The organism is Amycolatopsis sp. lyj-23 (genome assembly GCF_046549135.1).
In the GTDB taxonomy this organism is placed as follows: Bacteria; Actinomycetota; Actinomycetes; order Mycobacteriales; family Pseudonocardiaceae; genus Amycolatopsis.
Map to the genome: position 1 here is coordinate 194,289 of NZ_JAJPWN010000005.1, position 12,157 is coordinate 206,445.

The following is a 12,157-nucleotide window of genomic DNA, read 5'->3' on the forward strand; positions in this document are numbered from 1 at the left end:
CGAAGGTTGCCTTCGCGGGTTCCCTGCCAGCCCCACCAACGGGAGGCATGATGTCCACCTCCGAGATCGCCGAGCTGCGGCGAACCATCGGCCAGCTCCGGCAGTGCGTCGGCGCACTGCGCTCTCGCTACGGCGACGCGTCGGCGGTCCGCCGGCTCGCCAACGACGTCGAGCGCCTCGACATCGACATCGCGGACCTCGACGGCGTGCCGCTCGCGGTGCCCGCCCAGGCGAAGGCCGCCGAACGCGTCCCGGTCCCCGACACCCCCTACGACCCGGCGCTGTGGCACGGCGCCGATGACGAAGGCGTCGGCGGCTACAAGCGCGACCAGCGGTGAGCGCACCCGCTGACAACGGCGTCGGCACCGGCGTCCGGGCCCCGAAGCGGGCCCGGATCGCCGAGCGCACCCTCCGCACGGACCGGTGGTGGCTGCAGCCGCTGCTGACCGTGCTCGGACTGTCGGCGTTCATCATCTACGCGACGGTCCGGTCGTTCGTGCGCACCGCCTACTGGGTGCCCGACTACCACTACCTGACGCCGTTCTACTCGCCGTGCCTGTCCACTTCCTGCGTCGACGGCTCGAGCCACTTCGGCCACTGGTTCGGCGACCTGCCCGGGTTCATCCCGCTCGGCTTCGTCGTGCTGCCGTTCCTGCTCGGGTTCCGCCTGACCTGCTACTACTACCGCAAGGCGTACTACCGGTCGGTGTGGTTCTCCCCGCCCGCCTGCGCCGTCGCGGAACCGCACGCCAAGTACACCGGCGAAACGCGGCTGCCGCTGATCATCCAGAACGTCCACCGCTACTTCTTCTACGTGGCGCTGATCGTCTCGCTGATCAACACCTACGACGCGATCACCGCGTTCCACGGCAAAACCGGCGGCTTCGGCTTCGGGCTGGGCAACGTCATCCTGCTCGCCAACGTGGTCCTGCTCTGGGCGTACACGCTGTCCTGCCACTCGTGCCGGCACGTGACCGGCGGCCGGCTGAAGCACTTCTCCAAGCACCCGGTGCGCTACTGGATGTGGACGCAGGTCACGAAACTCAACACCCGCCACATGACGCTGGCCTGGACGACGCTCGGCACGCTGGTGCTGACCGACTTCTACGTCATGCTCGTGGCCAGCGGCGCGCTTGCGGACCTGCGGTTCGTGAACTAGTTCTTCCCCATACCAGACGTCCCCAGTTCCGAGGTGGAATCTCTTCATGACCGAGGTCGAACGGCACAGCTACGACGTGGTGGTGATCGGTGCCGGTGGCGCCGGTCTGCGCGCCGTGATCGAAGCCCGCGAACGCGGTTTCCGCGTCGCGGTCGTGTGCAAGTCCCTGTTCGGCAAGGCGCACACGGTGATGGCCGAGGGCGGGTGCGCCGCGTCGATGGGCAACGCGAACTCGAACGACAACTGGCAGGTCCACTTCCGCGACACCATGCGCGGCGGCAAGTTCCTCAACAACTGGCGGATGGCCGAGCTGCACGCCAAAGAGGCACCGGACCGCGTCTGGGAGCTCGAGACGTACGGCGCGCTGTTCGACCGCACCGCCGACGGCCGGATCAGCCAGCGCAACTTCGGCGGGCACACGTACCCGCGGCTGGCGCACGTCGGTGACCGCACCGGGCTCGAGCTGATCCGCACGATGCAGCAGAAGATCGTTTCGCTGCAGCAGGAAGACTTCGCCGAGACCGGGGACTACGAGGCGAAGATCAAGGTCTTCGCCGAGTGCACGGTCACCGAGCTGCTCACCACCGAAGGCCGGATCGCCGGCGCGTTCGGCTACTGGCGCGAGAGCGGGCGGTTCATCCTCTTCGAGGCGCCCGCGGTCGTGCTCGCCACCGGCGGCATCGGCAAGTCGTTCAAGGTGACGTCGAACTCGTGGGAGTACACCGGTGACGGCCACGCGCTGGCCCTGCGGGCGGGCGCGAAACTGATCAACATGGAGTTCGTCCAGTTCCACCCGACCGGGATGGTCTGGCCGCCGAGCGTCAAGGGCATCCTCGTCACCGAGGGCGTGCGCGGCGACGGCGGCGTGCTGAAGAACTCCGACGGCAAGCGGTTCATGTTCGAGTACGTGCCCGACGTGTTCAAGGGCCAGTACGCCGAAAGCGAAGAAGAAGCCGACCGCTGGTACGCCGACGCGGACAACAACCGGCGCACGCCGGACCTGCTGCCCCGCGACGAGGTGGCCCGCGCGATCAACTCCGAGGTCAAGGAGGGGCGCGGCTCCCCGCACGGCGGCGTCTTCCTCGACATCGCCAGCCGGCTGCCGGCCGAGGAGATCCGCAAGCGGCTGCCGTCGATGTACCACCAGTTCAAGGAGCTGGCGGACGTCGACATCACCGCCGAGCCGATGGAGGTCGGCCCGACCTGCCACTACGTCATGGGCGGCATCGAGGTCGACCCGGACACGGCCGCGGCGAGCGTGCCGGGCCTGTTCGCGGCCGGCGAGTGCTCGGGCGGCATGCACGGCTCCAACCGGCTCGGCGGCAACTCGCTGTCCGACCTGCTGGTGTTCGGCCGGCGCGCCGGGTTGGGCGCGGCGGAGTACGTGTCCGGTCTCGAAGGCAGGCCCGCGGTCAGCGAGTCCGATGTGGACGCCGCGGCGAAGATGGCGCTCGCGCCGTTCGACCCGCCGTCCGGAGCGTCGGCCGAGAACCCGTACACCCTGCACACCGAGCTGCAGCAGTCGATGAACGACCTGGTCGGCATCATCCGCAAGGCGGGTGAGATCGAGCAGGCGCTGGTGAAGCTCGACGAGCTGCGGCAGCGGATCCTGCGCGTCACCGTCGAGGGGCACCGGCAGTTCAACCCCGGCTGGCACCTGGCGATCGACCTGCGCAACATGCTGATGGTCAGCGAGTGCGTCGCGAAGGCGGCGCTGACGCGGACCGAAAGCCGCGGCGGGCACACGCGCGACGACTTCCCGAGCATGGAAGCCGACTGGCGCAACAAGCTCCTCGTGTGCTCGGCCACCCCGGGCGAGAACCCGGTGGTGCCGGACATCGACGTCGAGGTGAAGGCGCAGGAGCCGCTGCGGCAGGACCTGCTGGAGCTGTTCGAATTCGGTGAACTCGGGAAGTACTACACCGACGCGGAGCTCGAGACGCACCCCGGGAGCAAGGTATGAGCTACAAGGCGAGTTTCCGGGTCTGGCGCGGTGACGCCGACGGCGGCGGGCTGCAGGACTTCACGGTGGAGGTGAACGAGGGCGAGGTCGTCCTCGACATCATCCACCGGCTGCAGGCGACCCAGGCCGCGGACCTCGCCGTGCGCTGGAACTGCAAGGCGGGCAAGTGCGGCTCGTGCTCGGCGGAGATCAACGGCCGTCCGCGCCTGCTGTGCATGACGCGGATGTCGACGTTCACCGAGGACGAGGTGATCACGGTGACGCCGATGCGGACGTTCCCGGTGATCCGCGACCTCGTCACCGACGTGTCGTTCAACTACACGAAGGCGCGCGAGATCCCGTCGTTCACCCCGCCGGCGGACCTGAAGCCGGGCGAGTACCGGATGCAGCAGGTCGACGTCGAGCGGTCGCAGGAGTTCCGCAAGTGCATCGAGTGCTTCCTGTGCCAGAACACCTGCCACGTGGTGCGTGACCACGAGGAGAACAAGGAAGCCTTCGCCGGGCCGCGGTACCTGATGCGCATCGCCGAGCTGGAGATGCACCCTCTGGACGTGGCGGACCGCCGGGATGCGGCCCAGGACGAGCACGGGCTCGGGTACTGCAACATCACGAAGTGCTGTTCGGAGGTGTGCCCGGAGGGCATCCACATCACGGACAACGCGCTGATCCCGATGAAGGAGCGCGTCGCGGACCGGAAGTACGACCCGATCGTGTGGCTGGGCAACAAGCTCTTCCGCCGGGACAAGTAGGGCTTTCTTCCCGACGCTCGCGAACCGGCCTCGAGCCGGTTCGCGAGCGTCTTTTTCCGGCGTGGCAAGGTGGGGGCATGCAGATCGAGGTGCTGCCGCCGTCCGCTGAGCCCGCGGTGGTCGAACGGGTCACGGCGTTGGTCAACCAGGTCTACGCCGAGTCCGAGAAGGGGCTCTGGCGGGGGAGCACCGATCGGACGTCTTCCGCCGAGGTGGCGGGCTTCGTGCGGGACGGGGAGATCGCGGTGGCTTCGGTCGATGGCGATCTCGCCGGGTCGGTGCGGGTGCGGCGGCTCGACGACGTGACCGGCGAGTTCGGCATGCTCGCCGCCGATCCGGCGCGGCGAGGGCTCGGTGTCGGGCGGGAGCTCGTGCGGTTCGCCGAGCGGACGAGCCGGGACGCCGGGTGCCGGGAGATGCAGCTCGAACTGCTGGTGCCGCGGGAGTGGACGCATCCGTCGAAGCAGTTCCTGGCCGAGTGGTACGGCCGGCTCGGTTACCGCGTGACGCACCGCGCCGATCTCGCCGAGGACTACCCGCACCTCGCGCCTTCACTGGCCACGCCGTGCGACTTCTTGATCTACCGCAAGGACCTCGCGTGACGGTGCTCGCCGGGGCGCGGGTGTTCGATCCGGAGACCGGGGAGAGCACCCGCGCGGACGTGCGGCTGGACGGCTCGCGCATCGCCGAGGTCGGCTTGGGGCTCGAAGGTGAGCGAGTCGACTGCTCGGGCGGGCTGTTGATCCCCGGGCTCATCGACTGCCACGTGCACGTGGCCTTTCCGCGGCCCGAGCCGTTGCCGCGCAGCGCGCGGATCCTCGAAGCCGTGCCGGTGCTGCGGAGGCTGTTGTCGCGCGGGATCACCACCGTCCGGGACGCCTGGGGTGCCGATGCCGGGTTCAAGCACGCCCTGCGCGCCGGGTGGATCGCCCGGCCCGATCTGCTGATCAGCCTGCGTCAGCTGAGTCCGACCGGCGGGCTCGGTGACAGCTGGGAGCCGCCCGCGGGCGGTGTGGACCACTTCGGTGACCCGTCGCTGCCCGACCCGCTGTTCGACGGTCCGGACGCGGCGCGCGCGGCCGTCCGCCGGATGGTGCGGGCCGGGGCGGACTGGATCAAAGTCGGTGCGAGCGGGGCGATGCGGGCCGTGCGCTCGGGCGCGGATGTGCGCCCGACCGACGACGAGCTCGCCGCGCTGGTCGACGAGGCCCGCCGCGGTGGCCGGGACGTCTTGGCCCACGCGCACACGTCCGAAGCTGTCGTGTCGGCGGCCCGCGCCGGGGCGCGCAGCATCGAGCACGGCACGTTCCTCGACGACGCCGCTGTCGCCGCGATGGCGGGCGCTTGGTACGTACCGACGCTCTCGCCGATCAGCGACAGTGAGTTCGCCGGAACGCACCGCCATTCGCTTCGCCTCGCGGCCGAAGCCGGCGTGCGCATCGCCGCGGGCTCGGACCTCGCTCCGCGTCCCCATATCGACTTGACGACCGAGCTGTGGCTGCTGGCCGCCGTGCTCGGCGAGGCGACCGCCTTGAAGGCGGCCACCTCCGAGGCGGCCCGGTTGCTCCGCCTCGACGACGACCGCGGCCGCATCGAGCCGGGGTTGCGCGCCGACCTGGTACTGCTGGACGGCACGGATCTCGACGTGACCGACCTGCCCGGGCGGACCCGGGCGGTGTGGCACGACGGGAAAGCCGTCAGCGCAGTGAGCTGAGCAGCGCGTTCCACGCGGGGTGGGCGACGGTCAGGTGCCCGGCGGTGGGCGCCTTCGAGTCGCGGACCGCGGTGCCCTTCGGGGTCAGGGCCACTTCCACGCAGGTTTGGTGTTCTTGGCCTTCACTGTGGCTGCTCTTGAACCAAGTCCGCTGTCGGCCCACCCTCGATCACTCCCTCAGGCGTTCGTACTCGTCCGCGAACCGGACGAGCCACTCACGCGATTGTCCCTCGGGAAGGGCCACTTGTTCCAGGCGTGTGACGAGAAGGTAGAACGCTTCCACCGCGACGCGCTCGTCCACGAACAACCCGGCGGTGAAGGTCTCCTCGTAGACCACCGGTGAGTGTTCGGGGAAATCCATGATCGTGAAGGTCGTGCTCAACACGCGGAACGTGGGGTCGGACTCCGGCACCACCCGGATGACGCAGTGCGGGAGGTTGGTGGCCAGCACGAGGTTCTGCAGCTGTTCGTGCATGAGCGCCGGATCGCCCACGACCGAGCGCAAGGCGCGCTCGTGCACGAAGAAGGTGGAGATCGGCGGGTGGGGGCGCTGCAGCAAGTGCTGCCGGTCCACGCGGGCGCGCGTGAGCACGTCGAGGCGGTCTGTGGTGTAGCGCCCGGTGAGCTCGAAACAGGTGCGGACGTACTCCTCGGTCTGCAGCATCCCGGGGATGGCGGCCGGGCTGTAGTAGATGATCGATCGGGCCAGGTTTTCCTGGATGATCAGCGATTTCATCGGGTCGACGAGCTTGTCGAAGTAGGGCCGCACCCAGTAGAGGTCGCTGGGCGGCTCGGCCAGCTCGAGGAGCCGCGCGCGTTCGGCGGCCTTGGTCCCGCAGTGGGCGAGGTAGATCGCGGCGTCGATCGGCGAGATCCGACGGCCGTTCTCCCAGGCCGACACCTTCGACGCCGACCAGTCCGCGCGGCGGGCCAGCTCGCGCAGGGTCATCCGTTTCAGCTCGCGCTGGCTCTTGAGTTCGTAGGCCATTTCCCGGCTGCGCACCGTGCTCTTTTCGGTCATGGCAGGGACGGTAGAGGGGACCTCCGACAAAACGGCGTGCGCCGCGCGCGGATTCACCGCAAGGAGGTCGGTGTTTCGCCTATGTGACAGGGAGATTCGGTCCGCGAAGCGCCGCGAAGGTGCTTCGCGTGGTTACGCTGCTTCGCGCTTTCTTAAACGGTATCTGAAATGCCAATTTGGAAATTCCCGGCGGCCGGTGTTGAATGCAGTCATGGCTGAACCGAAACCGCGGGACCTGGCCGCGCTGCTGCTGACGCTGACCGTCGTCACCGGGGTCGTCGACGCCGTCAGCTTCCTCGGGCTGGGGCGGGTGTTCGTGGCCAACATGACCGGGAACGTCGTGTTCCTCGGGTTCGCGGCGGCGGGGGAGACGACGCTGTCGGTGCTCGCCTCGCTGACCGCCGTCCTCGCGTTCCTCGGCGGTGCGCTCGCCGGTGGGCGGCTGGCCCGTCGCGAAGACGACTACGACGCCCTCCGGCTGGCAACCGCGGCTCAGGCGGCGCTGATCGCCGTCGCCGTCGTGCTGTCGGCGACCTTGGGCAGTGGCACGCGGCTGGGCAGCGAACTGCTGATCGTCGCGCTCGGGCTGGCGATGGGCCTGCAGAACGCCGCGGTCCGGCGGATCGGCGCGCCGGACCTGACGACGACCGTGCTGACGATGACGCTCACCGGGTTCGCGGCGGATTCGAAGGCGGCCGGCGGGCCGGGTGCGCACCCGCTGCGGAAGGTCGCCGCGGTGGGGGCGATGCTCGCCGGCGCCTTCGTGGGCGGGCTGCTGCAGTTGCACGTCGCGATGTGGGTCGCGCTCGGCCTGGCTCTCGTGCTCGTCCTGGGGGTGCTGACGGTGCTGCAGCTCGGCCGGCGGACCGCCGTCAGCGGCGGTGCACCTTGACGTCGTCCATGCAGGTCGAGCTGACCGTGAGGTCGCGGTACGGGTAGCCCTCGCGGTCCAGCAGCTCCATCGCCATCAGCTCGGCGTGGTCGTGCGCCCGCGCCGTGGCGTCGTCGCCCGCGGCGACATCGACGGCGACGCGGAAGCTGAAGCCACCGAGGTGCTTGCTGTAGGTGAGTGCTCCGCGCTCGCTGAACAAGAAGCCGTCGAGGCCCTCGTCGCTCGCGTTGGCCCGCAGCTTTTCGCGGACGGCTTCCGCCGGCCGGTCGAACTTGCCCCGGACGATGACGCGGTAGGTCGGCATGGGGGCGAGGGTAGCGAGGCCGCGGCCGGCCGCGGAACGCATTTTCCGCGCCTCGACCGCGGACCTAACCGAGTGAGCGGCCGCCGTCCACCAGGAGGCGCTGTCCCGTGATGAACCCCGCCTCCTCCGAGGCGAAGAAGCTCACCGCCGCCGCCACGTCTTCCGGGGTGCCCAAGCGGCCCGCCGGGACCGAGGCCTGGTACGCCGAGCGCTCGGCCGCCGGCACCGAGGCGTGCCGCTCCACCGGGATGAACCCCGGGGCCACCGTGTTGACCGTGATGCCGTCCGAGGCCAGCTCGCGCGCCCAGGCGCGGGCCAGGCCGACCTGGGCGCTCTTGGCCGTCGCGTACGCCGACCTCCCGGGTGGCGGACGCTCCGCCACCTCCGAGTCGACGTGCACGATGCGGCCGTGGCCGCGGGCGCGCATGCCCGGCAGCACCGCGTGGCCCAGCAGGACCGGGGAGCGCACGAAGAAGTCCAGCTGAGCCAGGTGATCCGCCCAGTCCACCGCGGCCAGCGGCGCCTCCGGCTGCGGGCCCGTCGCGTTGAGCACCAGCACCGTGATCGGGCCGAGCACCGCCGTCGCCGCGTCGACCAGCTCGCCGACTTGGCGCCGGTCCGTCACGTCCGCCGCGAACGCCGCCGCGCGGCCGCCCTCGGCGACGATGCTCTCCGCGGCCGTCTTCAGGTCGGCGTCGTCGTGGCGGCCGTTGACCGCGACGGCGAACCCGTCCCTGGCCAGCCGGCGAGCGATCACGCGACCGAGACCGAGGGAACTGCCCGTCACCAGTGCGACACCCATGCGCCCGACGCTAGGGGACGCCGCGGGACGCGACAAGGCCCCCGGGACGCGTCCCGGGGGCCTCGAACGGGTGACTCAGGCGGCCGCGGCCGCGAGGTCGTCGGTCACGACGGGCCCGGCCGTCACGACCTTCTTGTTGCGGCGGTTGCGCCGCTCCAGGTACGTCGCCAGCGCCGTCAGCAGCAGGCACATCACGACGTAGATGGCGGTCGCCACGATCGTCGACGGCACGATCGGCCGCCCGAACGTGCCCTGCGAACCGATGTAGCGCGCGTAGTAGAGCAGCTCCTGGTAGGTGATGATGAAGCCGAGCGCGGTGTCCTTCAGCAGCACGACCAGCTGGCTGATGATCGTCGGCAGCATCGCCCGGATCGCCTGCGGCAGCAGCACCAGGAACATCACCTGCGTCTTGCGCATGCCCAGCGCGTACGCGGCTTCGCTCTGCCCCTTCGGCAGCGACTGGATGCCCGCCCGGAACACCTCCGCCAGCACCGAGCCGTTGTACAGCGTCAGGCCGAGAACCACGCCGAGGAACGGCGTCGTCGGCACGCCGGCGGTCGGCAGGCCGAAGTAGAACAGGAACATCAGGATCAGCGCGGGGATGGCGCGGAAGAACTCGACGACGAAGCCGGCGATCCGGCGGATCCACACGTGGTCGGACAGCCGCCCGGCCGCGAAGACCGCGCCGAAGACCAGCGCGAGCACCGCCGCGGCGGCGAACGCTTCGAGCGTCGACAGCACCGCGTTGCCCAGGTCGCGCTGGACCTGGGCGTACTGCAGCCACTCCCACTTGCGGGCGGTGAACTGGCCGCTGTCGTAGAAGCGCCACCCGATGTAGGCGATGAAGCCGGCGACCACGAGCGTGCCGATCACGGCGTACGTGCGGTACCGCAGTCGAGCCTTCGGCCCCGGGACGTCGAACAGGACGTTGCTCATCGCGCCACGCTCCAGCGCTTCTCCAGGCTGCGTTGGACGAACGACAGCACGGCGACCAGGATGATGAAGCCGAGGGCGACCCACAGCAGGCCGACCAGCTGGTTCTCGCCGCGTTCGGACAGGTACGAGCGGATCGCGCCGGCCTCCGCGACGGAGAAACCGGCCGCGATCGTGGTGTTCTTCAGCAGCGCGATCAGGGTGCTGATCAGCGGCGGCACGACCGAGCGCAGCGCCTGCGGCAGCACGATCTGGCCGAGGATCTGGCCGAACGTCAGCCCCAGCGCGCGGCCCGCCTCGGCCTGGCCGACCGGCACGGTGTTGATGCCCGAGCGCACGACCTCGCAGATGAACGCCGAGGTGTACACGATCAGGGCGGTCACGGCGGCCGGGAAGTAGTCGAGCTTGACGATGTCCAGCAGCGGGTAGGCGAACACGAAGAACGCGAACACCAGGGTGAGCGGCGTGTTCCGGGCGATCGTCACGTACGCCGTGCCGACGGCGCGGAAGACGGGGACCGGGCTCACCCGCAGCATGGCCAGGACCGTGCCCCAGACCAGGCTGCCGACGGCGGAGAGCACGAACAGTTCGATCGTGCGGAGGAAGAACGGACCGAACAGGTCCAGGTTGTTGAGCAGGACGTCCATGGAGCCTTCCCCGCGTCCGTTTGCCAAAGGGGGTCAGTGGATGAACGGGGCCGGTGGACCGGGCGTACCCGATCCACCGGCCCCGTGTCACATCAGTACCGCTCGAGGGTCGGCTTCTTGGCGGTCGAGCCGGACTTGCCGAGCGTCGCGTCGTAGATCTTCTGCCAGGTGCCGTCGTCCAGCGCCTTCTGCAGGATGTCGTTGACCTTGTCGCGCAGCACCTTGTCGTCCTTGTTCAGGCCGATGCCGTACTTCTCCGTCGAGAACGTCTTGCCGACGACCTTGAGGTTGTCCGGGTCCTGGGAGGCGTAGCCCTTCAGGATCGCGTCGTCGGTCGTGACCGCGTCGACGTCCTTCGACAGGAGCTTCTCGACGCACTGCGAGTACTTCTGGAACTCGACGATGTTGCCCGGCTCGGTCAGGTTCTGCTGCCGGACCTTCTGGATCGGGGTCGAGCCGGTGACCGAGCAGACCTTCTTGCCCTTGAGGGTCTCCGGACCGGTGATCGAGCTGTCGTCCTTGCGCACCAGGAGGTCCTGGCCGGCCAGGAAGTACGGGCCGGCGAAGGAGACCAGCGCTTTGCGCTTGTCGGTGATCGAGTACGTGCCGACGTAGTAGTTCACGTCGCCGTTGGCGATCGTCTGCTCACGGGCACCCGAGTCGACCGTGCGGAAGGTGATCTTCTCCGGGTCGAAGCCGAGGCCGGCCGAGACGAGCTTCGCGATCTCGATGTCGAAGCCGCCGAACTTGCCGGTCGTCGGGTCCTTCTGGCCCAGGCCCGGCTGGTCGTCCTTGGCGCCGACGGTCAGCGCGCCCGCCGCCTTCATCTTGGCGAACACCGGCGAACCCTGCAGGTCGACGCCGGACGCGACCGGGTAGCTCAGCGCCGCGGGAGCGTTCGAGCCGCTCTGGTCGCCCGAGCCCGGCGAGGCCGGCGTGCCTTCCTTGCCGCAGGCGGTCAGCGTGGTCAGCGCCAGCCCACCGGCGAGCAGTCCCACCGCGAGGGTGCGGATCCTCATGTGAATCTCTCCTGTAGTCGTCACCCGGACGCCGACGGCGTCGCGGAACGTTGTTCTCAGTGGGTCAGGATCTTGCCGAGGAAGTCCTTCGCGCGCTCGCTCTTCGGCGCGGTGAAGAACGCTTCCGGCGTCGTGTCCTCGACGATCTCGCCGTCGGCCATGAAGATCACCCGATCGGCTGCCCGCCGGGCGAAGCCCATCTCGTGGGTGACGACGAGCATCGTCATGCCGTCCTTGGCCAGCCCGGTCATGACGTCGAGGACCTCCTGGACCATTTCCGGGTCCAGCGCCGAGGTCGGCTCGTCGAACAGCATGACCTTGGGCCGCATGGCCAGCGCCCGCGCGATGGCGACGCGCTGCTGCTGGCCGCCGGACAGCTGCGCCGGGTACTTGTCGGCCTGGTTGGCGATGCCGACGCGCTCCAGCAGCTCCATCGCCGTCTTGCGCGCTTCGGCCTGCGGGGTCTTGCGGACCTTCACCGGCGCGAGCATCACGTTCTCGACGATGGTCTTGTGCGCGAAGAGGTTGAACGACTGGAACACCATGCCGACGTCGGCCCGCAGCGCGGCCAGCGCCTTGCCCTCGGCGGGCAGCGGGACGCCGTCTACGGCGATCTCACCCGAGTTGATCGGCTCGAGCCGGTTGATCGCCCGGCACAGCGTCGACTTGCCCGAACCCGACGGGCCCAGCACCACGACGACCTGGCCGCGAGGCACCTCGAGCGTGATCTCCCTGAGCACGTGCAGGTCGCCGAAGTACTTGTTCACGGCGGACGCCTTGATCATCGGCGCCGCCACCTCCGCGGTCATCTGGCCTCCCGGGTCGTTCGTGCAAATCGGGCATGGGTCACCACGCGATGGCGAGAACCTACCGTTGCTGAACCGGCTCGCAAGGCCGCTTGAGCAATACTTAGGGTTTCAACTGAGTATCGATGTCCATTTCGGCGGGTGTCCA

General features: G+C 69.3%; 15 protein-coding genes. 7 read left to right on the top strand and 8 right to left on the bottom strand.

Annotated elements, in window-relative coordinates:
* The first annotated feature begins 50 nt into the window (after positions 1–50).
* The 6 genes from ACLJPY_RS13530 (at position 51) to ACLJPY_RS13555 (ending at position 5,585) form a co-directional block, all read left to right on the top strand.
* Positions 51–338, top strand: coding sequence for a hypothetical protein (locus ACLJPY_RS13530; RefSeq protein WP_043783673.1), 288 nt, complete (start codon positions 51–53; stop codon positions 336–338).
* The gene (locus ACLJPY_RS13535; protein ID WP_410588579.1) at positions 335–1,159 is read left to right on the top strand and encodes a hypothetical protein; all 825 of its coding nucleotides are present in this window, start codon (positions 335–337) and stop codon (positions 1,157–1,159) included. The genes ACLJPY_RS13530 and ACLJPY_RS13535 overlap by 4 nt, the downstream gene beginning before the upstream one ends.
* Before the next feature lie 46 nt (positions 1,160–1,205).
* Positions 1,206–3,122, top strand: coding sequence for a fumarate reductase/succinate dehydrogenase flavoprotein subunit (locus ACLJPY_RS13540; protein ID WP_410588581.1), 1,917 nt, complete (start codon positions 1,206–1,208; stop codon positions 3,120–3,122).
* The gene (locus ACLJPY_RS13545; protein ID WP_043783250.1) at positions 3,119–3,871 is read left to right on the top strand and encodes a succinate dehydrogenase/fumarate reductase iron-sulfur subunit; all 753 of its coding nucleotides are present in this window, start codon (positions 3,119–3,121) and stop codon (positions 3,869–3,871) included. The genes ACLJPY_RS13540 and ACLJPY_RS13545 overlap by 4 nt, the downstream gene beginning before the upstream one ends.
* 77 nt (positions 3,872–3,948) lie before the next feature.
* Positions 3,949–4,473 carry a GNAT family N-acetyltransferase gene (locus tag ACLJPY_RS13550; protein WP_410588582.1) on the top strand — a complete coding sequence of 175 codons (525 nt, stop codon included), beginning with the start codon at positions 3,949–3,951 and terminating at the stop codon, positions 4,471–4,473.
* The gene (locus tag ACLJPY_RS13555) at positions 4,470–5,585 is read left to right on the top strand and encodes an amidohydrolase family protein (protein WP_410588583.1); all 1,116 of its coding nucleotides are present in this window, start codon (positions 4,470–4,472) and stop codon (positions 5,583–5,585) included. The genes ACLJPY_RS13550 and ACLJPY_RS13555 overlap by 4 nt, the downstream gene beginning before the upstream one ends.
* Here the strand turns inward: ACLJPY_RS13555 and ACLJPY_RS13560 are convergent.
* Together ACLJPY_RS13560 and ACLJPY_RS13565 are read right to left on the bottom strand one after the other, a co-directional pair.
* The gene (locus tag ACLJPY_RS13560; RefSeq protein ID WP_410588584.1) at positions 5,569–5,685 is read right to left on the bottom strand and encodes a DUF397 domain-containing protein; all 117 of its coding nucleotides are present in this window, start codon (positions 5,683–5,685) and stop codon (positions 5,569–5,571) included. The two genes, ACLJPY_RS13555 and ACLJPY_RS13560, sit on opposite strands and share 17 nt — an antisense overlap.
* A 69-nt stretch (positions 5,686–5,754) precedes the next feature.
* Complete coding sequence (locus ACLJPY_RS13565) at positions 5,755–6,606, bottom strand: helix-turn-helix domain-containing protein (RefSeq protein ID WP_410588585.1); 852 nt, start codon at positions 6,604–6,606, stop codon at positions 5,755–5,757.
* Positions 6,607–6,817: 211 nt separating this feature from the next.
* Here ACLJPY_RS13565 and ACLJPY_RS13570 point away from each other — a divergent pair, with 211 nt between their 5' ends.
* Complete coding sequence (locus ACLJPY_RS13570) at positions 6,818–7,498, top strand: YoaK family protein (protein WP_410588586.1); 681 nt, start codon at positions 6,818–6,820, stop codon at positions 7,496–7,498.
* Here ACLJPY_RS13570 and ACLJPY_RS13575 read toward each other — a convergent pair.
* The 6 genes from ACLJPY_RS13575 to ACLJPY_RS13600 all read right to left on the bottom strand — a co-directional run bounded on the left by ACLJPY_RS13575 (position 7,479) and on the right by ACLJPY_RS13600 (position 11,988).
* Complete coding sequence (locus ACLJPY_RS13575) at positions 7,479–7,802, bottom strand: DUF6204 family protein (protein ID WP_410588588.1); 324 nt, start codon at positions 7,800–7,802, stop codon at positions 7,479–7,481. The two genes, ACLJPY_RS13570 and ACLJPY_RS13575, sit on opposite strands and share 20 nt — an antisense overlap.
* 64 nt (positions 7,803–7,866) lie before the next feature.
* Complete coding sequence (locus tag ACLJPY_RS13580) at positions 7,867–8,604, bottom strand: SDR family NAD(P)-dependent oxidoreductase (RefSeq protein ID WP_410588589.1); 738 nt, start codon at positions 8,602–8,604, stop codon at positions 7,867–7,869.
* Positions 8,605–8,679: 75 nt separating this feature from the next.
* Positions 8,680–9,540 carry an amino acid ABC transporter permease gene (locus tag ACLJPY_RS13585; protein ID WP_410588590.1) on the bottom strand — a complete coding sequence of 287 codons (861 nt, stop codon included), beginning with the start codon at positions 9,538–9,540 and terminating at the stop codon, positions 8,680–8,682.
* Positions 9,537–10,184 (bottom strand): amino acid ABC transporter permease, encoded by a 648-nt coding sequence (locus tag ACLJPY_RS13590; RefSeq protein ID WP_410588592.1) that lies wholly within the window; start codon positions 10,182–10,184, stop codon positions 9,537–9,539. Before ACLJPY_RS13590 ends, ACLJPY_RS13585 begins: the two co-directional genes overlap by 4 nt.
* A 92-nt stretch (positions 10,185–10,276) precedes the next feature.
* On the bottom strand, positions 10,277–11,203 hold the full coding sequence (locus ACLJPY_RS13595) for a glutamate ABC transporter substrate-binding protein (protein ID WP_410588594.1): 927 nt from the start codon (positions 11,201–11,203) through the stop codon (positions 10,277–10,279).
* Positions 11,204–11,259: 56 nt separating this feature from the next.
* On the bottom strand, positions 11,260–11,988 hold the full coding sequence (locus ACLJPY_RS13600) for an amino acid ABC transporter ATP-binding protein (RefSeq protein WP_410589197.1): 729 nt from the start codon (positions 11,986–11,988) through the stop codon (positions 11,260–11,262).
* Positions 11,989–12,157 lie beyond the last annotated feature (169 nt).